Raw genomic sequence first — 24,278 nt, forward strand, 5'->3', positions numbered from 1 at the left:
CCTTTCGCCGCCGGGCCGTTTATGGCGCGACCTGCTAACCATCGTGAGGGAAATATGGCCGGACGCACCTTGCTTCAATTCTTCCATTGGTATTATCCGGACGGAGGGAAATTATGGAGCGAGGTGGCCGAAAAGGCCGAAAGCCTTGCCAAAATGGGCATCACCGATATCTGGCTGCCACCGGCCTACAAGGGTGCCGCCGGCGGTTATTCGGTGGGTTACGACACTTACGATCTCTTCGACATCGGCGAATTCGACCAGAAGAGCACCGTCGCCACCAAATATGGCGATCGCGCCGCTCTCGAACATGCGGGCCGGACTCTGAAGGAAAACGGCATCCGCGTCATTCACGACGTGGTTCTCAACCATAAGATGGGCGCGGATGAGAAGGAGAAGGTGCGGGTTCGCCGCGTCAATCCCGAAGACCGCACAGAGATAGACGATGCGGATTTCCAGGCACTCGCCTATACACGCTTCACCTTTCCCGGCCGCAACGGCAAACATTCCAAATTCATCTGGGACCTGAAGTGCTTCAGCGGTGTCGACCACATCGAGGAGCCGACCGAAGACGGCATTTTCCGCCTCGTCAACGACTATGGCGACGGGGAATGGAATGAGGAAGTCGATCAGGAAAACGGCAATTTCGATTATCTGATGGGTGCGGATGTCGAGTTCAGAAACCGGGCGGTTTATGAGGAGCTGAAATATTGGGGCCGCTGGCTCTCCGAACAGATACAGGTCGATGGCTTCCGCCTGGATGCCGCCAAACATATTCCGGCATGGTTCTTCCGCGACTGGGTCGGCCATATGCGCGAAACGGTCGATCCCGATCTTTTCGTCGTGGCGGAATATTGGCATCCCGATATCGACGCGCTGAAAAGCTATCTCGACCTCGTCGACAAGCAGTTGATGCTTTTTGACGTCGCCCTTCATCACCGCTTCCACGATGCCTCCAAACAGGGGGGCGATTTCGACATGCGCAGCATCTTTGACGGCTCGCTGGTGTCGGCCGTTCCCGACCACGCCGTCACGCTCGTCGACAATCATGACACGCAACCGCTGCAATCGCTGGAAGCGCCGGTGGAACCGTGGTTCAAACCGCTGGCCTATGCCATCATTCTTCTGCGCGAAAAGGGCGTTCCCTGCGTCTTTTATCCCGATCTGTTCGGCACGAGCTACACCGATACCGGCAATGACGGCAACGAGTACAAAATCGACATGCCCGCAATCGAATGCCTGCCGAAGCTCATCGAAGCACGCAGCCGTTTCGCCAATGGCGCGCAGACGGATATTCTCGATGATGCAAGCTGCATTGCCTTTGTCCGCCACGGTACCGCAGATGCGCCAGGTTGCGTGGTGGTGATGTCAAATGGCGAGCCGGCACAGAAAGAGGCCGATCTCGGCCCGGACCATGGCGGTTCAGTCTGGCGCGACTTTCTCGGACATAGCGAGGAACAGATCACCCTTGATGAAAACGGCAAAGGCGTCTTCCCCACCAATGGTGGCAGCGTCAGTGTCTGGGTTCCGGCCGCCTCCGAGTGAAGGCCAATCGCGTTGATCCGGCAGCACCAATCATTCGGCGGATACGAGACGGCGCGGACCTGCGCCGTCATCGGCCAGAATGTCGTTCGGATTGCGCAAGGGGCAGTCGTCCAGCGAAAGACAGCCGCAACCGATACAGCCGGTAAGCTGATCACGCAGCATGACGAGGCTGTTGATGCGAAGCTGAAGCATCTCCCGCCAGGACTGGGAGAAACGGCGCCAGTCCGCTGTCGTCGCCACCCTGTCCTGCGGCAGGTCCGCCATCGCATCCCTGATAATGCTGAGCTGGATACCGGCCCGCTGCGCGATGCGGATGATGGCGATGCGCCGCAGGACGGCGCGATGATAGCGACGCTGGTTGCCTGAGGTGCGCCAGCCTTCGATCAAGCCTTTTGCTTCATAAAAATGGATGGTGGAAACGGCAACGCCGCTGCGATGGGCCACTTCCCCCACCGTCAGGCTGTGCTTGGATACGGTATTTTCCATTCTGGCTCCTGCTTCCGGAACGATTTCCGCTCGGGAAATGCGGAAACACATGAAGAGCAGCCGGTATAATTCCTCAACTATAGTTGAGGTCAATAGGCGACAGTCAAAAAAAAGAGGCGCCTGATGGCGCCTCCGAATGTCGTCAATATGGCCGGGGATCAGAACTTCGCCGTCATGCTGATCCAGAAACGGCGGCCTTCCATCACGGTGTTGAAATCATCGGTGCCGACATCCTTGTCAAAGACATTATAGATGGCCGCGTTAAAATCGACATTTTCAGCAACCGCATATTTCGCACCGATATCGAGGGTCGTGTAGGCCTCATATTTGCGACCGGCCTTGCCGTTGATCGTCACCGGTGTACCGTTGGTGCCGATGCGCGGTCCGGCATTGATTTCCGATCCGTGATAATTCAGCGAAGCCCAGGCCTCCAGACCGTCGATCGGGGTCACCCAGTCGCCGCGCAGATTGGCCATATGTTCCGGCGTCCGCGCCAGCGGGAAGCCCTCATAATCGCCGGTCTTCTGTTCGGAATGCGTGTAGGTATAGTTGCCGCGCAGCGTCAGTTCCGGCGTCGCATACCAGGTTGCCGTGAGTTCCACGCCCTGAATGACCGCATCGTCGATATTGTAATTATACCAGAGGCGATAGTTGCGATCCTCGCTCCAGCGGGCCGGCGTCCCATCCGGATTGAGTACCAGCGCGTTGGAAATCTTGTCCTTGAAATCGGTGTAGAAATAGGTGGCGCCAAGGGCGACGTCACCATTGTCCCAGAGTGCGGCCACTTCGTAGCTCGTGCTCTTCTCCGCTTCCAGGCCCGGATCGCCGATGATCACGCCGCAGGTACCGCTCGGACCATAGGTGCAGCCGCCGCCGCCCGTCGTATAGGCGTAACCGGGCGCAATCTGGCGGATTTCAGGCGCGCGAAAACCGGTGGAAACGCCACCCTTGATGGTCAGCTCTTCCGTCGCGCTCCAGACTCCGTAAAGGCGCGGGCTGAAATGGTTGCCGTATTTTTCGTGGTTATCGAGACGAAGCCCACCCGTCAGCGCGAAATTATCGACGATGCGCCACTCATCCTCAACAAAAAGCGCCCATTGCGTCGCGGAAAATGTTTCATCGAGACCGGTGCGGCGTCCCGGATTCTGGTCCGTCAGTCGCGCCTCGAAATATTGGCCGCCCGTAACCATTGTGTGGTTACCAAACAATTCGAACGGCGTGGTGAACTTGCCGTCTAGAACGGTGTTGCGCACCTCCGGCGAGCGCGGATTTTCCGTCACCCGTCCCGTACGGATGTTCCGGGTGAAATTGGTACGCTCCGACCATTCCTGCTGGAAAGAGAATTCGGATGTGGTCGGCCCCCACCGGCCGGTATGCGACAATGACCAATGGTCGCGGGTATTGGTATTGTAGGTGCCGTTGGCGTCCGTCGCCGCCAGCGTATCGCCGGGCTCGGCGCTACGGCGCAGTCGGGTCTTGCCGGCTTCGAGGTAGATGTCGTGGTCCTCATTCGGCGTGAATGTCAGGCGGCCGTTGAAGTCATATTCCCTGGCGCCCGTGGTACCGCTCAGGACACGGTCTTCGCCGCGCGTGAAACCCCTGCCCCAGACCTGCAGGCCCAGTAGATCCTTCAATATCGGCCCGTTGGCATACCAGGAGACCTGGCCACTATTGCCGAATTTGGAGTGCTGCTGCGCTGTACCTTCCGTGGTGACGGAACCGGACCAGACATCGCCAACCTTGCGGGTGATGATGTTGATGACACCGCCCATGGCATCCGAACCATAAAGCGAGGACATCGGGCCGCGCACCACCTCGATACGTTCGATCGCCGAAACCGGCGGCACAAAGCTCTGCTCGAAGCCGGAATTGCCGTTGGTACGGGCATCGCGGGTGCTCTGACGCTTGCCGTCAACGAGGATCAGCGTGTAGGCGCCGGGCAGGCCGCGAATGAAAACATCCTTTTCATTGGCGATGCCGGTGACGGATACGCCCTGCACTTCGCGCAAGGCATCTGTCAGGTCACGATAGGACCCTTTTTCCAGATCCTCCCGCGTTACCACCGTGATGCTGGCAGGCGCATCCTTAACATTCTGCTCAAAGCCGGACGCGGTGACGACGATCTGCTGGAGAACCGTGGTTTCCTCGGACGCCTGCTGTGCGAAGGCGGGCAGAGCAATGCTCAGCGCCGTTCCCGCCAGTGCTGCCGAAATACCGGCTTTTATTACTGTCGCAGACATATTCTGACCGCGGTACTTCAATTCCATGTTACGCCCCCGCATTTAACTTGAGAATTTAACCCCACTTATTTAGGAGGGAGTGCGGGCGCAATGCGTTTGTTTTCGAACAGTTCTAAATTCCAGAAATTGCAAAAAGGGCTCCCCTGATCAGCGGCGGAGTAAAAAAATCGCAAGATGACAACCGACAAGAGAAAAGACGAACCAGCCTCCACCACAAGACCCGACAGGCTGGGGCAGCTGAAATTACTTGTCGCCTTCGACGCGTTGTTGCGCGAAGGCAGCGTCAGCCGTGCCGCCGCGGGCATGGGACTGCCGACGTCGTCGATGAGCCGCATATTGCAGCAGCTCAGGGAGAAATACGGCGACCAGCTGTTTTTGCGCACCGGCCAGGGTCTGCGTCCAACCCCCTTTGCCGAGAACATGCGGCTGCGAATCCGCTCACTGGCAGCGGAAGCGGAAAATCTGATGGATTATTCGCAGGAGAAACCGGAAACGCCCGCAGCAGCCCATAAAACCGGTTGGGAACGACCGGTGCTGATGAAGGCTCCGCCGCTTTCACTGCGCCCCAGCGTTCTTCTGGAGGGGCAGCCGACACCGGAAAATATTGCCGACCGTCTCGCGCGGATCGGCCACAATGCCGATCCGCAACAAAGGCTTGCCAAATATATTGCAACCTCGGCGATGGGCATCGGCAACAGCCGCCCGCTCAGCCAGAAGGAGGCGATGGACGCGCTGGCGATCATCCTTGACGGCAATGCCGATCCTGTACAGATCGGCGCTCTGCTCGCTACCATGCATTACCGTGGCGTGACTGCGGCGGAGCTTGCCGGTTTTATCGAAGCCATGTGGCAGCATATCGGAAGGGACCGGCACCGGGCGGCCACCGTCGATCTCGACTGGCCGGCCTATATGTCGCCCAAACATCGCGATGCGCCCTGGTTTCTGCATTCGGCCCGCCTCGTGGCCATGTCGGGACACAGCGTCTTATTGCACGGTCATGTGGGGCAGGGAGAAAATGGCGGCAAGCTCGAACTTGCTGCGGAAGCCTGTGGAATTCCCGTCTGCCATTCTCTTTCGCAGGCGGCCGAGGCAACGGCGTCCGAACGGATTGCCTATCTGCCGATCGGCGGCCTGTCCCTGCAATTCCAGGCTCTGCTTGGCCTGCACGGCATTCTGGAAATGCGCTTGCCGCTCAACACGGTTGTGCACCTTCTTAATCCGCTGCGCGCCAGGAGCGGCATCATTGGCGTTGCCCGCCCTTCCTATCAGGAGCTTCACCGGGACACCGCGCGGCTGCTCTGCGTCGAAAACCTTGCCATTCTCGGCAATACACGGGATTTCGCCCAGTTCACGCCGTTCCGCAGCACGCGGATTTTCGGCCTTTCGAAGGGCAAAGACATCGAGTTCATCATTCCCGCCCGCGAAACCCCACCGGCCGAAATGCCGACCATGTTCACCAGTTTCGAATATTGGCGGGCGGTATGGACCGGAGCCGCCAGAGACGAGAGGGCAGAAACCACCATCCTCTCCACCGCCGCCATCGCATTGATGCTGGTCAACGACATGACCATGTCATTTGAAGACGCCTATGCCCGCAGCCTGAGGCTCTGGCACGACAGGGCGCGCAATTTCGCCAACGCCTGACGCTATGTCGCCTTGTGCCAGAGAATGGTTTGAGAGTTACCGCGCACCCGCTTTTGCTCCGCCCTGCTCAGGCATCCCCATCGAGATAGGTGCGATATTGCACATAATCCCTGCTTGGTTGCCCGTCGACGATTTCAGGCGGCCGACCCATGCCATCGGTCATATATCCCGCATCTTCAAGCTCCGCCTTCAGGAGCCTCTCAATTGCGATCTGCCGGGGCAACGCATTGTCCGCCATATAGAGAGCGACGGCCAGCTCCATGTCGTCAGGGAAAATCATCGGCGCGGCGTTCCTTCAAAATCATCATGCAAAAACGCACGGGAAGAGCGAAGGTTCAATTCTATCGCGCCAGCCTGAACCGCAGGCTTTCACTTTGACGATCGGATGCTCCGTGACGGATCGTTTCGCCCCATGATCAACGCAGCATCATGACCAATCTGAGCGGCCACTCAGCGGCCTTCGGGGTTCATATGGCACGGGCTTTTCGCGGCGAAAGCCGTAATTATGGCCTGACAACCGGTTTCTGAACTCGAAATGGCTCTGACTCAAGCGATTGAAACCAATCAGGGAAAAACGCACACGAAAGCTAATTGGCATTTAACTTTCATTACATTGCATTAACCATAGAAACCAACTTGGCTGAAGTGTAGCAGCAGCCACGTATCGAATCTTCGGAACTTTCGGAGACAGCGTAAATATACCCGCGGACAGGTCTTTTCGCAAGCCGCCGCCATTTCCTGCACGTTTGGATGTCACGCCCTCATGCTGGTCTCCGGCCTATCCGTATGTCCACGCAGCTGCGCAAGCAGCATGGCTTGAAGATCGAAGCCACCTTCCTGTGCCTTGCGGGTCAGATTGCGCAGATATCCGCCGAGGGAGCTGATCTGGTCCGCTTTCTGCAGCAGGCAGGCAAGGATGGCCGCCGTTCCCTGTCGGCCGAAGGTGCCGAGCGCTTCCTGATAAGCGGACTGGCTGACGTTGAACATGGTTTTGATCACGGATGTTGCGACTTCCAGATCGCGCCAGCCGGTGACGGCTCCTCCGGGTGCATAGAGCGAAATATCAGGGCAAGCCTTCAAAACCAAAACAATATCAGGAACAAAAAATTGCTTATGAAGAACAGCCTTGGGCGATGGTGGTGGAGATTTCGCACTGTCGGTTACCGCAGGTGCCGATGGTTGTGCTGGTGCAACTGATGGCGCTGAAGTCGCGGTTTCACGCAAATCGTGCGGTTCAGATATGGATTCGGATTCTGAATTCTCTATGAGGCGCTCATTTTGGCAGTCATTGCCGCTCAAATTTTCCGGTTTTTCCAGATTTTCCAGATAGTTGGTCACTTCCGCCCGCAGGGAGGCCAAAAAACCGGCGATTTCCCTGAGTTCAGCAGGCTTTGAATTGCGGCCGAGCGAACTGGCAATGGCGTTATAGCGCGTCTGAAATCCTTCGGATGTTTCGGTCTGGCCACTGGCCGCGATCATTTCGCAGAGTTTCTGGATGTCACGACGGCAGAGGCTGATGCTTTCACGAAGCCGTTGAAGATCGAGCCGCTCGCGAATGATACGTTCAGCCAGTTCCTCTATTTCCGCTTTGCGAGCGAGAAGCGGCGCCAGCGAAAATCCGTAAGCTTCGCTGATCTCCCCTCCCCGGTGTTTCCGGGCATAACGTTTCCCGTTCGGGCTGTCTTTGCGGATAATGAGACCGGCTTCGACAAGGGCGCAGAGATGCCGGCGCAATGTCTGTTCGGCCATGCCATGGGCCCTGAGCGACAATTGCGCATTGGAGGGGAAGACGACCAGGCCGGCTTCGCTGCAGAGTTCATTTTTGGGATAAAAACTCAAAAGCGCGTTGAGGACGGCAAGCGAGCGATCGGTCACGCCGAGTAATGGCCTTGCTTCGCAAACCGAACGATAGAGTTTCCATTTATCGACTGCTTCGGTCTTCCTGTTTTTTTGTGCGGCAAACTGGGTTGCGAGGACGCCAAACGACATCGCTCGCCGCCCAAAGGGCGTCGTTACACATGTGCTGTCCATGTCTTTCACCTTTCACAAGGCAAAAGAAAATCGCTCACCGAAAAATTCGATGCCAAGACTCTTGACTATGATTCGCGGAAATGAGATTCTTCGGGTGCTTAAATCAAAGAAAGGCTTCCGCGCGGCAACGTTCGGGGGCTTTTTTCTTTTGTGATGCGTCTCCTGTTAGTCGTTCGAGTTAAAGATCACTGTTTGGACCGGTATTCGGCAAACAGCGCCTGAAGATGTTCCAGAACGAAATCGGCAAATTCCGGTGCTTCGTTCTTGTCGATCGAGATATCCAGCTTGCGGTCGCTTTCGACCACTTTTGCCAGACGGTTGCCGGTTTCCGATGACCAGACGCCGGTTTTTTTCGCCTGTGCCTTGGGTTTCAGGAAGTCGAGAAGTGACTTGAAACGTTCTTCGGATGGAAGGGCGGCAACGGATGCATCTTTGACATAAGCGCGCGCGGCTTCCTTGACCTGCGACGAGGAAAGCTGGTCGGCCAGGTCCATCCAGTTGCGGCGGCCGACACTTGGCGCCGGACCGATGAGATCGACCAGATCCTCCGGAATGCGGCCGACGACCGACAGCATGTTGGAAAGATCGCCCTTGTGCAGGGACATTGCCGCCATGATCGTATCGCGCGGAAACCGCATCTGCAGTTTCTGGGCAAAGCGCGCCTTCTCGATATAGGTGAGATCGCGGCGCTCGTTGTTTTCCTGTCCCTGGGCGACAACCAGCTGTTCATCGCTGAGATCGCGGACAACGGCCTTGACCGGAATGCCAAGGCTCGACACGGCGCGCAGACGACGATGACCAAAAGCAACCTGATAACGACCCTGGAATTCGGGATGCGGGCGCACCAGAATGGGAACCTGCTGGCCCTGTTCGCGAATGGCTTCCACCAGACCCGCATCAGCCTCTTCGGAAGCCGGCATACGATCGGGTATGAAGGAGGGATCGATATCGGCAGGGTTGAGGGAAACGATCGTCAAACCCTCGGCAAGCCGTTTTTCGATCTCCTCAGCCCGTTTGGCGCGTTCAGAGACCTCGTTCAAAGACTGGCCAATCATACCGACCGGTGAGTTCAGAACATCTGTCACGAGTTCAGGAGAACCAAGGATGGGTCTGATGCGTGGCCGTGCCCGTTCAGGCGCTGCGTCACTATTGTCAGTGCCCGGTGTACCGAGGTTTGCGAAGATCTGTTTTCTGCTCATGCTGCCCTACCCCACGCCTTTTTAATCAGTCCCTCGATTTCAGCGTTCACGTTGTTCATGGCTTCCAGCGCCCGGTCATAGGTCGAGCGGGTGAACTGGGTTCTCTCCACTTCAAAAAGTGTCTGGTTGGTCAATCCGGCATCGGACACGGCCGTGCTCTTCAGCATCGGGTGATTGAGGACGTTTTCGCCGAAGATCGAACGCAGGAAAGCGACCATCTGGTTTTGCGGTCCGTCGCTTGGTTCAAAGCGGGTGATCAGATAACGCATCCAGTTATAGTCGGATCGCGCGCCGGCCCGGCCGATTTCAGCGAGAAGATCGCCAGTCATGGCCAGAAACTGATTCATGGACATGACGTCGAGCATCTGCGGATGAACGGTAACAAGAACCGAGGTCGCCGCGGTGAGCGCCGAAAGCGTGAGATAACCGAGTTGCGGCGGGCAATCGATCACCACCACGTCGTAGAAATTCTGCGCCTGGGCAATCGCCTGGCCAATGCGGGCGAAAAACAGGGTATCGCCCGGTGCACGGCGCATTAGCGCGCGGGGTGTATCATGTTCGAACTCCATAAGCTCCAGATTACCGGGAACGATATGAAGACCGGGAATATAGGTGCCGCGAACGATTTCGGCGATTGGCCGACGTTCTTCGTCGTAGCGGATCGCGCCGTAGAGCGTTTCATTCGGGCCGACATCAATCTCCGGCTGATGGCCGAAGAGAGCGGAAAGACTTGCCTGCGGATCGAGGTCGATTGCAAGAACCCGATAACCGCGCAATGCGAGATATTGCGCCAGATGCGCCGAGGTCGTGGTCTTTCCCGAGCCGCCCTTGAAATTCATGACGGCGATAACCTGCAGTTCTTCACCGTCACGGCGGTGCGGCAGGTAACGGCGTGTGCCGCGGGCGCCCTGATCAAGCAGCTTTCTGATCTCGAGCATATCCTCAACGGAATAGGAGCGGCGGCCGGAAGCCTGCGCGGCGTCAAGTTCCGGACGCTCGGCTGCGATCTGGCGAAGATAAGCCTCGCCGATACCAATCAGCCGCGCTGTTTCAGCCGGCGAGAAATTTCGCATGCTCTTTTCAGTGTGCGGTGAAAATGTATTTGCATTATGCGCCTGCAATTGGGCTGACAGTGCAGCCGAATGCTGTTGTATAAGGCCCGTCAGGTCGGGGGCCCCTTCAGCACGTCTTGAGTCGGCACTCTGTGTCATATGTCTTCTTTCGCTCGATATCGCAGTGGCGGTTTTTTTCGAAAAAGGCGGTTTTTTCCGCAACTGAGATATAAGCGCCGATTCTCTTTTTGGCGCAATAGGCTTTTTTCCCGGATGCGAAAGTGCCGCTAAGGCATTGTGGAAGAATCACATTTGGGTTTTGTGACAGTTTGACGGTTAGCCGCGGCAAACTTTCATTTCTGTTGCCCGGTTTGGGGATGATTGTTGGCTCCTTTTGCGAATTGTTTTGGGTGACGAAGTTAGCCGCGGCTAACTTTACCGGCGAGCTTCCCGATTCAGGGTCTGCCCCTGCCACGGAAAGTGAAGGGTGGACATTCGCAGGTGTTTAATCTCTACTCGATGACTAGAGTATCAAGGGGCCTGGCGCCCTCGTTCGGCTATTCATACTGTCGCAGGTTGGAGGAATGAATGTCTTATGATGTCGCTCTTGTCGGGTCGGGATTCTCGGCCATCTGTACCGCCGCTCATCTTCTCTCTTCTCTGCCGGCGGATGCCTCGATCGCGATTGTTGGCGATGAGTCAGATTTCGGTCGCGGTACGGCCTATCGTACGGAGCTGCCCTATCACCGGCTTAATGTGCCGGCCGGCCGTATGAGCGTCTTTCCAGATCGTGCCGACGATTTTCTTGATTGGTTGAGGGAAAATGGGATCGGGGACGATCCGTTGCTGTTCGCATCGCGTGGTGACTATGGACTTTATCTCAGAGACAGGCTCGCTTCTCTGCTAAGGAGCCGTGAACAAAGGGCGAGGGTGGATTTCATCCGCGCAAAGGCTTCGGCCTGTCTCCCCGACGATGAATCCGGATTCGCCTTCACTCTTGAGAATGGTGAGAGATTGCACGCGCAAAACGTTGTTTTGTGTCTGGGTGTCGGGGCGGCGAGTTTGCCGGTACAAACCATCACGAAGGATGAGGCCAGGCCCCAGCATGTGATCGGCCATTGCTGGCAGCCTGGATGGCTGTCGCGCGTAAAGGCCGGCGACCGTATCTGTATTCTCGGCTCCGGCTTGACGATGATTGATCAGGTGCTGACGCTTCGGGGGAAAGGTCATCGTGGACCGATCCATGTCCTGTCTCGCCGCGGCCTTGTTCCGCATCCGCATATCAGCCCGCCTTTGCCGCCTGTCGATCCATGTCTTCCGAAGGATACGACGGAGATCAGCTGTCTGTTGCGCGCTCTGCGTGAGCAGGTGCGGAGCGGTATACCCTGGCGCACGGTGATGGATGGGTTGCGTCCAAAAACCCAGTCACTCTGGCAAAGCCTCACGCCGGAACAACGCGGCAGATTTCTTCGCCATGCCTTGCCCTGGTGGAACATCCATCGACATCGTATCGCACCGGAAGTTCATGCGGCTTTCGAGAAGCTGATGACGGAAGGCGTTCTGGAGATTCATGCGGGTTATCTCCGCTCCGTCGATGAGCAGGACGAGGGGATTGTCCTGCGTTACCGGCGCCGGCATACGCAGATATTAAGGGAGTTGCAGGTGGACTGGGTGGTAAACTGCACCGGCATGGAGCGGGCGGGTATTGGCCATTCGCGTCTGCTGGAAACCATGCGTGACGATGGTGTGCTTCTGCTCGATTCCCTCGGCCTCGGTGTGGAGGTGGATGAGCAATCCCGGCTGCTGAGAGCGGATGGGCTGACTTGGCCCGGCCTTTTCGCTGCCGGTGCGCTGACCGCAGGCCGCTTCTGGGAGATAACCGCTGTTCCGGATATTCGCGTTCAGGCGCAGCGGATCGCGCAATGCGTTGCGGACAGGGTGTCGTCCCGGCATCGGATTTCAGCACAGGTGTAACCAGCCGAATGCGAGGCGCGCGCGAGATCATGTGCGGTGCCGTTGATGAGATCGACGGGTGAGCGTTTCTCGATTTCAGGATGTTAGCCGCGGCAAACTTTTGCGTTGAAAGGTAGCCATCGAAAGCTCCAATTTGTTGGCTTCAACGGCCGAAGGCCGGGCGGAGATGACCCTTGCGGCAACTGGAGCCAGTCAAAACGGATTTTTCCTGCTGATCAACGATGGCTCGGTAGAGCATCGCTATCAGGATACGTTTTGTCGTCATGGGAGGGTTGATCCATGGCAAACGCGTCGAGTTGCTAAATAATTTACATCACTTGTGGAATATCGCCTGAAAACCGTCTATAAATCCCATTAAATGTGAAAATGATGAAAATTATTTGCGAGGTATTGATGGACAAGCACAAGCTGGTGAGGTTCGAGTCGGCCGACAATCAGGCTGGTGGGCAGCGCCGACCGTTCGCCAAGGCTGTGCGGGCAGGCGATTTCGTCTATGTTTCCGGACAGGTGCCGACGGTTGACGGCGAGGTGGTGACGGGCGGCATCGTGGCGCAGACGGAGCAGGTCGTTGCCAATATCAAGGATGTCCTGGCGCTTGCCGATTGCACGCTCGCCGATGTGGTGAAGGTCAATGTCTGGCTGGACGACGCCCGGGATTTTTCGAGCTTCAATGCCGTTTTCCAGAAACATTTCATCGATCACCCACCTGCACGCTCGACCGTACAGTCGCCGCTGATGGTCGATGCAAAGGTGGAAATGGACGTTATCGCTTATAAGCCATTGGATTAAGTATCTGATTTTATTAGATTCGAGAGTATATGATGAGCTATCCCTGGCCCGAAGAGGGCACACCACTCGATGCGATTTCGACACCAATGCCGGTGATCGATGAGGATCGGCTTACCGCCAATATTCTCAGGGCGCAATCTTATCTCGATCGTCATGGCAAGGCATTTCGCCCGCATATCAAGACGCACAAGATACCGGCTGTGGCCAGACAGCAGCTGCAGGCGGGGGCTATCGGCATCAATTGCCAGAAGGTCAGCGAGGCCGAGGTTTTCGCGGATGCCGGCTTTAACGATATCCTGATTACCTACAATATTCTCGGCGCAGCGAAATTGTTGCGGTTGAAGGCGCTGAATGCACGTGTCGCTCAATTGACCGTTGTGGCCGACAGCGCTGTAACGATTGCCGGCCTGGCGGGTGCATTCGATGCGGAACGGCCGCTTGCCGTGCTTGTCGAGTGCGATACCGGTGGAAAACGCTGCGGTGTGCAAACCCCGGAGACTGCATTGATGCTTGCGGAAATGATCGTCGCGGCACCGGGTCTCGTCTTCAGGGGCATTTTGACCTATCCGGCACCGGGTGGTGCAGAAAAGGTCGAGAACTTCATTCAGCAAACCATGGCGCTACTTGCCGCAAAAGGCATAGAATGCCCGGTTCGTTCCAGCGGCGGGTCGCCGGATTTTTACGCCGCACATCTCGTGCCTTCGGCAACCGAGCACCGGGCGGGCACCTATGTCTATAATGACCGCTCCATGCTGCGCGCCGGCCATTGCACGGCCGGCGATCTGGCAATGCATGTTCTCGCCACAGTGGTATCGCGGCCCACGCCCGGTCGGGCCGTGCTCGATTGCGGATCCAAGGCTCTGACTTCCGATCTCCTCGGTTTCAGCGATTACGGGCTGATCGAAGGTTATGAAGGCGCAAAAATCATCTCGCTCTCGGAGGAACATGCGGTTGTCGATCTATCCCGCTGCACTTCCGGCGGGCCGGAAATCGGCGATGTGGTCAGGGTCGTGCCGAACCATACCTGCGTTGTCAGCAATCTTTTTGACAAGATGGTTTTTCATCGCAACGGTCTGGTGACCCGGGTTGAAGATGTCGCTGCGCGCGGTACGGTCTGGTAAAATTATCCGGCTAATTAATTAACGCGATGGATGCGGCCAAAAGGCAGTTCCGCTAACGAGAATCACGAAAATGCGCATATTCACGGCGTCGCTTGCCACCGAAACCAACACGTTTTCTCCCGTCCCGACGGATATGGCGGCTTTTCGCGCGGCTTTTTATGCCGGGCCGGGTGAGCATCCGGAAACGCCGACGCTCTGCTCGTCACCAGTTCCTATTCTGCGTCGTCGCGGCAAGGCGGAAGGGTTTACGGTAATCGAGGGCACCTCCTGCTGGGCGGAACCAGCAGGCCTCATCCAGCGCCAGACCTATGAAACCCTGCGTGATACGATTCTCGCGGAGCTGCAGGCGGCCCTGCCGGTTGATGCGGTCGTTCTCGGCCTCCACGGCGCAATGGTGGCACAGGGTTATGACGATCCGGAAGGCGATTTCCTGTCGCGCATCCGTGCAATGGTGGGGCCGGACGTGCTGATTGCAGCGGAATTCGATCCTCATAGCCATCTGACGGCACGACGGGTGGAAAATCTCGATCTCATGGCGACGTTCCTCGAATTCCCCCATACCGATTTCGAAGAGCGTGGCGAACATGTCGTTGAATTGGCATTGCGTACCCTGCGTGGCGAAATCAAGCCTGTCATTTCGACCTTCGATTGCCGCATGATCACCATCTATCCGACCAGCCGCGAGCCGATGCGATCCTATGTTGACCGGTTGAAGGCGATGGAGGGGAAGGATGGCGTGCTGTCGATCTCCGTTATCCACGGTTTCATGGCGGGCGATGTGCCGGACATGGGCACGCGCATCGTTGTCGTCACCGATGGCGACCGGCAGAAGGGCGAGGCGCTGGCCGAAAAGCTCGGTCATGAACTTTATGCCATGCGCAAACTGACCGCCATGCCGATGCTGGACACGGAATCAGGCCTCGACAAGGTTCTTGCCATTCGCAGTGGCACTCCGGACAAGCCGGTGGTGGTGTCGGACATATGGGACAATCCGGGCGGCGGTGTTGCGGGTGATGCCACCCATATCCTGCGGCGCATGGTGGAACGCGGCATGGATAATATCGGTGTCGCGACGATCTGGGATCCGATTGCCGTGTCTTTCTGCCATGCGGCAGGTGAGGGCGCAGAGATCGACTTGCGTATCGGCGGCAAATCCAGCCCTGAAGGCGGTGAGCCGCTCGATTTCCGAATAAAAGTAATGCGCACCGCCGAGGCCGGCTGGCAGAGTTTCCGCAACAGCCGCGTCACGCTCGGCCGTGCCGCCGTTGTCCGGCCGGTCGGGACTGAGATTGATATCATTCTCATAACCAGTCGAACGCAAACCTATGAGCCGGATATCTTTTCCAATCTCGGAATCGATTTCGCCAAGAAGAATGTGCTGCTGGTCAAATCGACCAATCACTTCCATGCGGGTTTCGCCCCGGTTGCCTCGGAGATCGTCTATATCGCCGCACCGACATCCTATCCGACAGACCCGGCCAAAACCGCCTATCGCAAGGCAAGCCTTGAACTCTGGCCGCGCGTGGCCGATCCGCTTGGGCTGGACGACTGAACCAGATAAGGTGAGCCCGTGCCGGGAGAGTGGCCGTTTCAGAGCCGCTTGAGCGTGATGAGAAAATACGCGCCGGCATTCTGATCGGCCTTGACGATAAAAGGCGCCCCGGCTTCGATCCGCAGGCTGTCCAGGCGCTCAAGGTGATTTTTTTCATTGCCCCGGGACACTGTCAGCGGATCGAGCGCGAGGACGAGGATCGTGACGCCCTCTGCTGTTGCGGAAAATATGTCGGATCGCCTTTGCACGGTATGACGAAAAGTCGAGCGGCGGGTCATGACGTTCAGATCGGTGATCGGTCCGGCGGGCAATGTCGCATTGACAGGAACATCCGCCGGAAAGGGCAGGGGATCGCTTTCCATCGTCAGCAGCAGCGGATCGTTGGCGGCAATTGAAAGCGCCATGCCATTGCCCTGAAGAATGGACAGGGTGCGGTCTATTCCAGGAAAAATCGAAAATGGTCCGTCGCTTGCAACCGTCGCCATGCTGATTCGCCAATCGAAATCATTCACGGAGGCGGCTGGCGGGAAGATGGCGATTTCCACGGTTTCGCCACCGCCATTTTTCCAGGGCATGCGTTTGTAATCGCTTGCGCGCAACAGGGTCATGATTTTCTAACTCCGCACGGTGCTGGCCGGAAACGCCTTCCGCATTTCCGGCCAAACACGAATCAATTGCCGAGAATGCCAGGCAGGCGCAGACCCTGCTCCCTGGCGCAATCCACCGCGATCTCATAGCCGGCATCGGCATGGCGCATGACGCCGGTTGCCGGGTCGTTCCAGAGCACGCGCTCAAGCCGGCGAGCGGCATCGTCGGTGCCATCGGCGCAGATGACCATGCCGGAATGCTGGGAGAAGCCCATGCCGACACCGCCGCCATGGTGCAGCGAAACCCAGGTTGCGCCGGAAGCGGTGTTGAGCAACGCGTTGAGCAGCGGCCAGTCGGATACGGCATCAGAGCCGTCCTTCATGGCTTCGGTTTCGCGGTTGGGCGAGGCGACGGAACCGCTGTCGAGATGGTCGCGGCCGATGACAACAGGCGCTTTCAGCTCGCCGTTCTTCACCATTTCGTTGAAGGCAAGGCCAAGACGATGGCGGTCGCCAAGCCCAACCCAGCAGATGCGTGCCGGCAGGCCCTGAAACGCAATGCGCTCGCGTGCCATATCCAGCCAGTTGTGCAGGTGCTTGTTGTCGGGCAGCAGTTCCTTCACCTTGGCGTCGGTCTTGTAGATGTCTTCCGGATCGCCCGAAAGTGCCGCCCAGCGGAACGGGCCGATACCGCGGCAAAACAGCGGACGGATATAGGCGGGAACGAAGCCGGGGAAGGCGAAAGCGTCTTCCAGCCCTTCATCCTTGGCGACCTGGCGGATGTTGTTGCCGTAATCGAGTGTCGGAACACCGGCGTTCCAGAAATCGACCATCGCCTGCACGTGGACCTTCATCGAGGCGCGGGCGGCGGCGGCGACGGCCTTCGGGTCACTTTCCTGCTTGGCGCGCCATTCGGCAACGGTCCAGCCGGCCGGCAGATAACCGTGGATCGGATCATGCGCCGAGGTCTGGTCGGTGACCATGTCGGGGCGGATGCCACGGCGGAACAGTTCAGGGAAGATTTCTGCCGCATTGCCGATCAGGCCGACGGATTTCGCTTCGCCTGCCTTGGTCCATTGGTCGATGAGTGCCAGCGCCTCATCCAGCGTGTGTGCTTTTGCATCGACATAGCGGGTGCGCAGCCGGAAATCGACACGGGTTTCATCGCATTCGACGGCTAGGCAGCAGGCGCCTGCCATGACGGCGGCCAGCGGCTGTGCGCCGCCCATGCCGCCAAGACCGCCGGTCAGGATCCATTTGCCCTTGAGGTTCCCGTCGTAATGCTGGCGGCCGGCCTCGACGAAGGTTTCGTAAGTACCCTGCACGATGCCCTGCGTGCCGATGTAAATCCACGAACCGGCCGTCATCTGGCCGTACATGGCGAGCCCCTTCTTATCCAGCTCGTTGAAATGGTCCCAGTTGGCCCAATGCGGCACGAGGTTGGAATTGGCGATCAAAACCCGCGGCGCATCCTTGTGGGTGCGGAATACGCCAACCGGCTTGCCGGACTGCACGATGAGGGTTTCGTCCTCGTTCAGATCCTTCAGCGTCGCGACGATGCGGTCGAAATCTTCCCAGGTGCGGGCGGCGCGACCGATGCCCCCATAAACCACCAGTTCATGCGGCCGCTCGGCGACATCAGGGTCGAGATTGTTCATCAGCATGCGCAGCGGCGCTTCCGTCATCCAGCTTTTGGCGTTCAGCTCATTGCCCTGCGGTGCGCGGACTTCGCGAATATTGTGGCGCGGATTATCCATGTGATTTCCCCTTATCGTTGCGTCTCGAGCGCGAAATTTTCCATACGCGTGAGAATGGTTTTGAGATGGTTGCGCAGGCGTTCCGCCTTTTGCGCGTCATAGGCGAAAGGCGGTACCTCACTGGCGAGATGGGTGGATTGCGCCAACTCCATCTGGATAGCGTGCACGCCGGCTTCCGGTTTTCCATAATGCCGGGTCGTCCAGCCGCCTTTGAAGCGGCCGTTCAGAATACTGTCGTAACCGTCTGCGGCAGCGGTGACGTCCACGGCTATCTGCTCTATGGCCGGATCGCAGGTCCTGCCCATATCCGTGCCGATGTTGAAATCCGGCAGCTTACCCTCGAACAGAAAGGGGATATGCGAGCGGATGGAATGGCAATCATAGAGAATGGCGATGCCATGAATGGCCTTCACCCGCTCGATTTCCGCTGCAAGGGCTGTATGATAGGGCGCGTGGAAGGTTTCCAGCCGATAGGCGATATCAGCTTCATCCGGTTGCTGCCCCTCGTTCCAGATGGGCTTGCCGTCGAAATCGGTCTCAGGAACCAGTCCCGTGGTGTTCTGGCCCGGATAAAGGCTTACTCCGGCCGGGTCGCGGTTGGCATCGATCACGTAGCGGTGAAAGGTCGCCCGTACGGTTGTCGCGTTATCGAGAAGCCCTTCATAGAGTTCATGGATATGCCAGTCGGTATCGGCGAGAATCCTGCCGTTGTCGTTGAGGCGATCCCAAATCTCAGCCGGCACATCCGTACCGGTGTGAGGCAGGCCGAGGATAATGGGTGACGTGCCTTGGTGAAGCGAGAAAGGCGTGCTCATTGGTTGACCCCTTCTGCCGTAGGGTTACCCCCCTCTGCCCTGCCGGGCATCTCCCCCTCAAGGGGGGAGATCGGCAAGCGGATAGCACCTTGCCTAGGGAACGAGCGGACGCAGCATGTGATCTCCCCCCTTGAGGGGGAGATGCCCGGCAGGGCAGAGGGGGGTAGCCCCAACGCACTGAAGGAAAACAATTGGCTTGTCATCTCAAACCTCCAGCTTCGGCAGAATGCCATCCGAAATCACGGAAACCAGAGCGCCGGTAGCAATCAGCTCCGCTGCCGCCTTCAGATCCGGCGCCATATAACGGTCCTCTTCCAGCGAGGGGATTGAAGCACGAAGCACGGCAATCGCCTTTTGCAGTTCCGGGCTGGTTTTCAGCGGTCCACGCAACTCCACGCCCTGGATGGCGGAAAGCGCTTCAATCCCAAGGATGGCGAAGAGATTTTCGGTCATTGGCAGCAGGCGACGAGCACCATGGCAGGCCATGGACACGTGGTCTTCCTGATTGGCGGAGGTCGGTGTGGAATCCACCGAGGCCGGATGAGCCATCTGTTTGTTCTCGCTCATCAGCGCGGCGGACGTCACTTCGGCGATCATCAGGCCCGAATTCAGGCCCGGCTTTTTTGATAGAAAGGCGGGCAGACCGTAGGAAAGGGCCGGATCGACCAGTAGTGCCACGCGTCGCTGGGCTATCGCGCCGATTTCGCAGATGGCAAGTGCCGTCTGGTCGGCGGCAAAGGCCACTGGTTCGGCGTGGAAATTGCCGCCTGAGACGACGGAATTGTCTGATAGCACCAGCGGATTGTCGGTCACCGCATTGGCTTCGATTTCCAGCGTGCGTGCCACCTGCCGTAGAAGATCAAGGCAGGCGCCATCCACCTGCGGCTGGCAACGAATGCAATAGGGGTCCTGCACCCGCTCGTCACCCTCGATATGGCTGACGCGGATTTCCGAACCTTCCAGCAGATTACGCAACGCCGCACCGGCATTAATCTGGCCCTTGTGGCCGCGCAGGGTGTGAATATCAGGATGGAAGGGAGCGGATGAGCCCATGGCGGCATCGGTAGAAAGTGCGCCGGTAATCAATGCGGCCTGTGCGGCGCGATGGGCGCGGAAAAGGCCGGCCAGCGCCAGCGCTGTCGAGGTCTGTGTGCCGTTGATCAGCGCCAGGCCTTCCTTGGCGGCGAGAACGACCGGTGTCAGCCCGGCTTTCGCAAGCGCTTCGCCGGCGGGCAGAAGCCCTCCTTGATAAAAAGCCTCGCCTTCGCCCATCATCACGGCGGCCATATGGGCGAGCGGCGCAAGATCGCCCGAGGCGCCGACCGAGCCCTTTTCCGGGATGACCGGGATGACGCCCTTTTCCAGCATGGCCTCGATCAGCCGTACCAGTTCCAGCCGTACACCGGAGGCGCCGCGGCCGAGTGAAATCAGCTTCAGCGCCATGATCAGCCGCACGACATTTTCAGGAAGCGGAGCGCCCACACCGCAGCAATGCGACAGGATAAGGTTCCGCTGTAGTGTCGCCACATCTGCCGCATCGATCTTGATGGAAGCGAGTTTTCCGAAACCGGTATTGATGCCATAAACAGGCGCGTTGCCAGCGGCGATCTCCGCTATGCGCGCCGCCGCCTTTTTTATGCCGGCGTCAAACGAGGGGTCGAGCTTCGCAGCACCATTGTTCCAGTAGATATCGGCGAGGTTGGCAAGGGCTACATTGCCGGGGTGAAGCGTGATGGTCTTCATGGTCATGACGAAACCTTCTGTCCCTTGAAAATACGGGCATGGAGCGGATTGAAACCGATGCGGTAGACAAGCTCGGCCGGGCGCTCGATATCCCAGATAGTGAAGTCGGCGGATTTGCCGGCCTCCAGCGTGCCGGTTTCCGCAAGCAGGCCAAGCGCCTTGGCGGCATTGCGCGTCGTCGCCGTCAGGCACTCTTCCACGGTCATGCGGAAAAGCGTGGCACCCATATTCATGGTCAAAAGCAGCGAGGTCAGCGGTGAAGTGCCGGGATTGCAATCCGTCGCCAGCGCGATTGTCGCGCCCGCATCGCGCAGGTCCTGAACCGGCGGGGCCTGTTTTTCCCGGAGCGCATAAAAGGCGCCGGGCAAAAGCACGGCCACGGTTCCCGCTTTCGCCAGCGCCTTTGCGCCTGCCTCATCCAGATATTCCAGATGATCGGCCGAAAGTGCGCCATAGGAGGCGGCAAGCTTTGCCCCGCCAAGATCGGAAAGCTGCTCGGCATGCAGCTTGACGGGAAGACCGAGCTGCCGTGCTTTTTCGAAGACGCGGGTGATCTCCTCGACCGAGAAGGCGATACCTTCGCAAAAGCCGTCCACCGCATCCACTAGCCCTTCGGCATGGGCTCTTTCCAGCCCCGGCAGAACGACATCGGTAATGTAATCGGCGTTGCGGCCCTTATACTCGGCGGGCGTCGCATGGGCTGCCAGATAGCTGGTGACGATCCGCACCGGCCGCAGCGTTTCCAGCCTGCGGGCAACATGCAGCATTTTCAGTTCAGTCTCTATATCGAGACCATAACCGGATTTGATTTCAATGGTGGAGATACCCTCGGCCAGCAGCGTGTCGAGACGTGGCAATGCCTGAGCCACCAGAGCGTCTTCCGAAACGGCGCGCGTGTCGCGCACCGAAGAAACGATGCCGCCGCCTGCCTTGGCGATCTCTTCATAGGTCGCGCCATTCAGCCGCATCTCGAATTCCATCGCCCGGTTGCCACCGAAGACGAGATGAGTATGGCAGTCGATCAAGGAGGGAGTGATCCAGCGCCCGCTGCAATCGGTGATCTCATCGGCTGCTGCCAGATTGGAAGGCAGATCTTTTTCCGGGCCGGCAAAGGCGATGCGGCCGCCGCGCACGGCAATAACGGCATTTTCGACCGTACCAATGCCTTGCATGGCTGGATCAAAAGTCGCCAGCCGGGCGTTGCGCCACAAGGTCGTGGTGTCTGCCGCTGCCGTTCCCTTTACGGATTTGTTCCCTGGCATTTGCTTTTCGCCTTTCCTTTATGGCTTAAATGTATATACATAATAATCGGCTTGGCAAGCCGCAATTTCATGTCTGAAATGGCCTTGGGCATAACGAAAAGAGGAGAGGGTGGCATGACGGCAATTCACGCGAGCACAGCGCTTATGGTCGGGGGGTGGGCGCAGGACGTCCGCATTGTTTGCGATGGCGGCGTTGTTTCATCGGTCGAAACTGGCGTTTCGCCTCAGCCGCAGGATGAGCGCCATGCCGTCATCGTTCCGGCCATGCCTAATCTCCACAGCCATGCCTTTCAGCGCGCCATGGCCGGGCTTGCCGAAATTCGCGGGCCGGCCGATGACAGTTTCTGGAGCTGGCGCACGGTCATGTATAAATTTGCGCTCTCCATGACGCCTGACCATGTCGAGGCGGTTGCCGCCCAGCTTTATATGGAAATGCTCGAAGCCGGTTTCGGCCGGGTAGGGGAATTTCATTATCTGCACAATGACAGGGATGGTTCGCATTACGGCAATATCGCCGAAATGGCCGAACGCATCGGTGCGGCCGCTGCACAAACCGGTATCGGCCTGACATTGCTACCGGTCTTTTACGCGCATTCCGGTTTTGGGGGGCAGCCGCCGATCGACGGGCAGAAACGTTTTATTCATTCACTCGACAGTTACGAAAGACTGATGCAGGGCGCGCAGGCGGTGGTTAAATCCCTGCCGGGTGCCGCGCTCGGCATCGCGCCCCACAGCCTGCGCGCCGTAACCGGCGAAGAACTGGCAGCCATCGAACCGCTGGCAAAAGGTGGGCCGATCCACATTCATGTGGCGGAACAGACAAAGGAAGTCGAAGATTCGCTCGCTTTTTCAGGAGCGCGACCGGTTGAGTGGCTTCTGGCGAATGCGCCGGTCGATGATCGCTGGTGCCTTATCCATGCTACGCATATGACGGAGGCCGAAACGCGCCGCATGGCGAAAAGCGGTGCTGTTGCGGGCCTCTGCCCGATCACCGAAGCCAATCTCGGTGACGGCATCTTCCCCGCTCCGGATTTTATCACGGAAGGGGGGCATTATGGCGTCGGCTCCGACTCCAACATCCTCATCTCCCTGCCGGAAGAATTGCGGACACTCGAATATTCGCAGCGTCTGTCGCGACGCGCGCGGAATGTCATCGCCGATGCCGGAGGCTCCACCGGTGAAAAACTGTTCCGGCAGGCGCTTGCAGGCGGCGGCAGGGCCCTAGAATCACATCTGGCATCACATAATGCGATAGAAAAGGGAAAGAGCGCTGATCTTGTCGCGCTGGATATCTCGGCTGTTTCCTATCTTCCCGCATCCCAGATTCTCGACCAGTGGATATTCGCGGGCGGCGTCCATGTCGATTCCGTCTGGGTGCGCGGTGAAAAACAGGTGCAGGCCGGCCGGCATGTCCGCCGCGGTGAAATATCGGCGCGCTTCAACAAGGTCATGGCTGAACTTCTCGATAGCTGATATGGGCTCCACTGAAACGAGATCGAGCCGGTGTGGAAAGGCATTACGGACGTGACGAAAGCATCGGCCGGGCAGACCCTGCATCAGCTTATCCTCAGCGATATCGAGGGCCGGATCGTTTCGGGGGAATGGCCGCCGGGTTACCGGTTGCCGTTCGAGGTCGATCTTGCCACCCATTATGATTGTTCGCGCATGACCGTCAACAAGGTCATGGGTCAACTTGCCAAGGCGGGTTTGATTGAGCGCCGCAAGAAATCAGGCAGTTTCGTTCGCCAGCCGCAGATCCAGTCAGCCGTTCTTGAAATTCACGATATCAGGGCCGAGGTGGAATCCCTTGGTCTGGATTATGGTTTCAAAATCCTGAAATGCGCGCAGCGTGCGGCAAAGAGCGAAGATCGCTCAAGTCTCGATGTTTCCCTTGGCGCACCCTTGCTCGACATCATCTGCATCCATTTTGCGGGCATGCGGGAATTCTGCGTCGAGCAGCGTCTCATCAATCTGGCCGCCGTGCCGGAGGCTGCCGACGCTAACTTCACCGAGATCGCGCCAGGTCCCTGGTTGCTTGGTCATGTTCCGTGGAGCAATGCCGAACACCGGATCAGCGCTGAAATAGCCTCGAAGGAGATCGCCCGTCTTCTGGGTATTTCCGACAGGCAGGCCTGTCTTGTGGTGGAGCGGCGAACCTGGAGCAACTCCGGTGCCGTCACCTATGTGCGCTTCTCCTATCCCGGCAATGCCCATGCCCTGGTCGCCCGCTTCAGTCCTTCCTCCGATTGAGATCAGCAAAGGCGAAATCCTCCTATTAGCGAGAGGGCGCGGCCGCATCGGGCGCCAAACAGGAAAGCACGGAAATCCGCCAGTTTTCATGAATGATTGCAAATTACATTTAAAAACCAATAACTTGCCTAATTTTCTTATTTTTTGTGATTTGTGCTGTTGACTTGTTTGAGGTGATGGATTTATAAGTCCGCTCACTGAACGAGGGCGGCGGCGCTGCTGGCGACGACGACT

General features: G+C 58.1%; 19 protein-coding genes. 8 read left to right on the forward strand and 11 right to left on the reverse strand.

Going from position 1 to position 24,278, the window contains the following annotated elements:
* The first annotated feature begins 54 nt into the window (after positions 1–54).
* Positions 55–1,542, forward strand: a complete 1,488-nt coding sequence (gene amyA, locus JZX88_RS16825; protein WP_206914229.1) for an alpha-amylase — start codon at positions 55–57, stop codon at positions 1,540–1,542.
* 30 nt (positions 1,543–1,572) lie between these two features.
* Here the strand turns inward: amyA and soxR are convergent, their stop codons facing one another.
* Together soxR and JZX88_RS16835 are read right to left on the reverse strand one after the other, a co-directional pair.
* The gene (gene soxR / locus JZX88_RS16830) at positions 1,573–2,028 is read right to left on the reverse strand and encodes a redox-sensitive transcriptional activator SoxR (RefSeq protein ID WP_065117149.1); all 456 of its coding nucleotides are present in this window, start codon (positions 2,026–2,028) and stop codon (positions 1,573–1,575) included.
* A gap of 158 nt (positions 2,029–2,186) precedes the next feature.
* A complete protein-coding gene (locus JZX88_RS16835; protein ID WP_065117148.1) occupies positions 2,187–4,295 on the reverse strand; it encodes a TonB-dependent siderophore receptor in 2,109 nt (702 codons plus the stop codon).
* A 147-nt stretch (positions 4,296–4,442) separates the two neighbouring features.
* On the opposite strand from JZX88_RS16835, the gene JZX88_RS16840 reads away from it, so the two are divergent.
* A complete protein-coding gene (locus tag JZX88_RS16840) occupies positions 4,443–5,912 on the forward strand; it encodes a glycosyl transferase family protein (protein WP_206914230.1) in 1,470 nt (489 codons plus the stop codon).
* Between the two features lie 67 nt (positions 5,913–5,979).
* On the opposite strand, the gene JZX88_RS16845 is transcribed toward JZX88_RS16840, so the two are convergent.
* The 4 genes from JZX88_RS16845 to repA all read right to left on the reverse strand — a co-directional run bounded on the left by JZX88_RS16845 (position 5,980) and on the right by repA (position 10,353).
* The gene (locus tag JZX88_RS16845) at positions 5,980–6,192 is read right to left on the reverse strand and encodes a hypothetical protein (RefSeq protein ID WP_065117146.1); all 213 of its coding nucleotides are present in this window, start codon (positions 6,190–6,192) and stop codon (positions 5,980–5,982) included.
* Positions 6,193–6,665: 473 nt separating this feature from the next.
* The gene (gene repC / locus JZX88_RS16850) at positions 6,666–7,943 is read right to left on the reverse strand and encodes a plasmid replication protein RepC (protein WP_206914231.1); all 1,278 of its coding nucleotides are present in this window, start codon (positions 7,941–7,943) and stop codon (positions 6,666–6,668) included.
* A 185-nt stretch (positions 7,944–8,128) separates the two neighbouring features.
* Positions 8,129–9,142, reverse strand: a complete 1,014-nt coding sequence (repB, locus tag JZX88_RS16855; RefSeq protein ID WP_110760361.1) for a plasmid partitioning protein RepB — start codon at positions 9,140–9,142, stop codon at positions 8,129–8,131.
* Positions 9,139–10,353, reverse strand: a complete 1,215-nt coding sequence (gene repA, locus JZX88_RS16860; RefSeq protein WP_077767934.1) for a plasmid partitioning protein RepA — start codon at positions 10,351–10,353, stop codon at positions 9,139–9,141. The genes repB and repA overlap by 4 nt, the downstream gene beginning before the upstream one ends.
* Positions 10,354–10,782: 429 nt before the next feature.
* On the opposite strand from repA, the gene JZX88_RS16865 reads away from it, so the two are divergent.
* The 4 genes from JZX88_RS16865 to JZX88_RS16880 all read left to right on the forward strand — a co-directional run bounded on the left by JZX88_RS16865 (position 10,783) and on the right by JZX88_RS16880 (position 15,630).
* Entirely contained in the window at positions 10,783–12,168 is a 1,386-nt protein-coding gene (locus JZX88_RS16865) for an FAD/NAD(P)-binding protein (protein ID WP_206914232.1), read from the forward strand.
* 393 nt (positions 12,169–12,561) lie between these two features.
* A complete protein-coding gene (locus JZX88_RS16870; protein ID WP_206914233.1) occupies positions 12,562–12,957 on the forward strand; it encodes a RidA family protein in 396 nt (131 codons plus the stop codon).
* 32 nt (positions 12,958–12,989) lie between these two features.
* On the forward strand, positions 12,990–14,078 hold the full coding sequence (locus JZX88_RS16875; protein WP_206914234.1) for a D-TA family PLP-dependent enzyme: 1,089 nt from the start codon (positions 12,990–12,992) through the stop codon (positions 14,076–14,078).
* Positions 14,079–14,148: 70 nt separating this feature from the next.
* The gene (locus tag JZX88_RS16880; RefSeq protein ID WP_206914235.1) at positions 14,149–15,630 is read left to right on the forward strand and encodes a M81 family metallopeptidase; all 1,482 of its coding nucleotides are present in this window, start codon (positions 14,149–14,151) and stop codon (positions 15,628–15,630) included.
* A gap of 38 nt (positions 15,631–15,668) precedes the next feature.
* On the opposite strand, the gene JZX88_RS16885 is transcribed toward JZX88_RS16880, so the two are convergent.
* The 5 genes from JZX88_RS16885 to hutI all read right to left on the reverse strand — a co-directional run bounded on the left by JZX88_RS16885 (position 15,669) and on the right by hutI (position 21,794).
* Positions 15,669–16,238, reverse strand: a complete 570-nt coding sequence (locus JZX88_RS16885; protein WP_206914236.1) for a HutD family protein — start codon at positions 16,236–16,238, stop codon at positions 15,669–15,671.
* 62 nt (positions 16,239–16,300) lie between these two features.
* Positions 16,301–17,974 (reverse strand): urocanate hydratase, encoded by a 1,674-nt coding sequence (hutU, locus tag JZX88_RS16890; RefSeq protein WP_206914237.1) that lies wholly within the window; start codon positions 17,972–17,974, stop codon positions 16,301–16,303.
* 11 nt (positions 17,975–17,985) lie between these two features.
* On the reverse strand, positions 17,986–18,789 hold the full coding sequence (gene hutG / locus JZX88_RS16895) for an N-formylglutamate deformylase (RefSeq protein ID WP_206914238.1): 804 nt from the start codon (positions 18,787–18,789) through the stop codon (positions 17,986–17,988).
* 204 nt (positions 18,790–18,993) lie between these two features.
* Positions 18,994–20,538, reverse strand: a complete 1,545-nt coding sequence (gene hutH / locus JZX88_RS16900; RefSeq protein ID WP_206914239.1) for a histidine ammonia-lyase — start codon at positions 20,536–20,538, stop codon at positions 18,994–18,996.
* Positions 20,535–21,794 (reverse strand): imidazolonepropionase, encoded by a 1,260-nt coding sequence (hutI, locus tag JZX88_RS16905; RefSeq protein WP_206914240.1) that lies wholly within the window; start codon positions 21,792–21,794, stop codon positions 20,535–20,537. The genes hutH and hutI overlap by 4 nt, the downstream gene beginning before the upstream one ends.
* A 114-nt stretch (positions 21,795–21,908) precedes the next feature.
* On the opposite strand from hutI, the gene JZX88_RS16910 reads away from it, so the two are divergent.
* The gene (locus tag JZX88_RS16910) at positions 21,909–23,267 is read left to right on the forward strand and encodes a formimidoylglutamate deiminase (RefSeq protein ID WP_206914241.1); all 1,359 of its coding nucleotides are present in this window, start codon (positions 21,909–21,911) and stop codon (positions 23,265–23,267) included.
* A 51-nt stretch (positions 23,268–23,318) separates the two neighbouring features.
* Positions 23,319–24,044: a histidine utilization repressor gene (gene hutC, locus JZX88_RS16915; protein WP_371741163.1), complete on the forward strand. Its 726-nt coding sequence runs from the start codon at positions 23,319–23,321 to the stop codon at positions 24,042–24,044.
* Positions 24,045–24,278 lie beyond the last annotated feature (234 nt).

It is taken from the genome of Agrobacterium sp. OT33, assembly GCF_017313365.1.
Taxonomy (GTDB): Bacteria; Pseudomonadota; Alphaproteobacteria; order Rhizobiales; family Rhizobiaceae; genus Agrobacterium; species Agrobacterium rhizogenes_A.

Bases quoted from the DNA above. Each gene is read 5' to 3' on its own strand.
- JZX88_RS16865 (WP_206914232.1), top strand. From the start codon at position 10,783: ATGTCTTATGATGTCGCTCTTGTCGGGTCGGGATTCTCGGCCATCTGT.
- JZX88_RS16845 (WP_065117146.1), bottom strand. From the start codon at position 6,192: ATGATTTTCCCTGACGACATGGAGCTGGCCGTCGCTCTCTATATGGCG.
- hutU (WP_206914237.1), bottom strand. From the start codon at position 17,974: ATGGATAATCCGCGCCACAATATTCGCGAAGTCCGCGCACCGCAGGGC.
- JZX88_RS16910 (WP_206914241.1), top strand. From the start codon at position 21,909: ATGACGGCAATTCACGCGAGCACAGCGCTTATGGTCGGGGGGTGGGCG.
- repB (WP_110760361.1), bottom strand. From the start codon at position 9,142: ATGAGCAGAAAACAGATCTTCGCAAACCTCGGTACACCGGGCACTGAC.
- JZX88_RS16840 (WP_206914230.1), top strand. From the start codon at position 4,443: ATGACAACCGACAAGAGAAAAGACGAACCAGCCTCCACCACAAGACCC.
- repC (WP_206914231.1), bottom strand. From the start codon at position 7,943: ATGGACAGCACATGTGTAACGACGCCCTTTGGGCGGCGAGCGATGTCG.
- JZX88_RS16835 (WP_065117148.1), bottom strand. From the start codon at position 4,295: ATGGAATTGAAGTACCGCGGTCAGAATATGTCTGCGACAGTAATAAAA.
- soxR (WP_065117149.1), bottom strand. From the start codon at position 2,028: ATGGAAAATACCGTATCCAAGCACAGCCTGACGGTGGGGGAAGTGGCC.
- JZX88_RS16875 (WP_206914234.1), top strand. From the start codon at position 12,990: ATGAGCTATCCCTGGCCCGAAGAGGGCACACCACTCGATGCGATTTCG.
- amyA (WP_206914229.1), top strand. From the start codon at position 55: ATGGCCGGACGCACCTTGCTTCAATTCTTCCATTGGTATTATCCGGAC.
- JZX88_RS16880 (WP_206914235.1), top strand. From the start codon at position 14,149: ATGCGCATATTCACGGCGTCGCTTGCCACCGAAACCAACACGTTTTCT.
- hutH (WP_206914239.1), bottom strand. From the start codon at position 20,538: ATGACCATGAAGACCATCACGCTTCACCCCGGCAATGTAGCCCTTGCC.
- repA (WP_077767934.1), bottom strand. From the start codon at position 10,353: ATGACACAGAGTGCCGACTCAAGACGTGCTGAAGGGGCCCCCGACCTG.
- hutG (WP_206914238.1), bottom strand. From the start codon at position 18,789: ATGAGCACGCCTTTCTCGCTTCACCAAGGCACGTCACCCATTATCCTC.
- JZX88_RS16870 (WP_206914233.1), top strand. From the start codon at position 12,562: ATGGACAAGCACAAGCTGGTGAGGTTCGAGTCGGCCGACAATCAGGCT.
- hutI (WP_206914240.1), bottom strand. From the start codon at position 21,794: ATGCCAGGGAACAAATCCGTAAAGGGAACGGCAGCGGCAGACACCACG.
- JZX88_RS16885 (WP_206914236.1), bottom strand. From the start codon at position 16,238: ATGACCCTGTTGCGCGCAAGCGATTACAAACGCATGCCCTGGAAAAAT.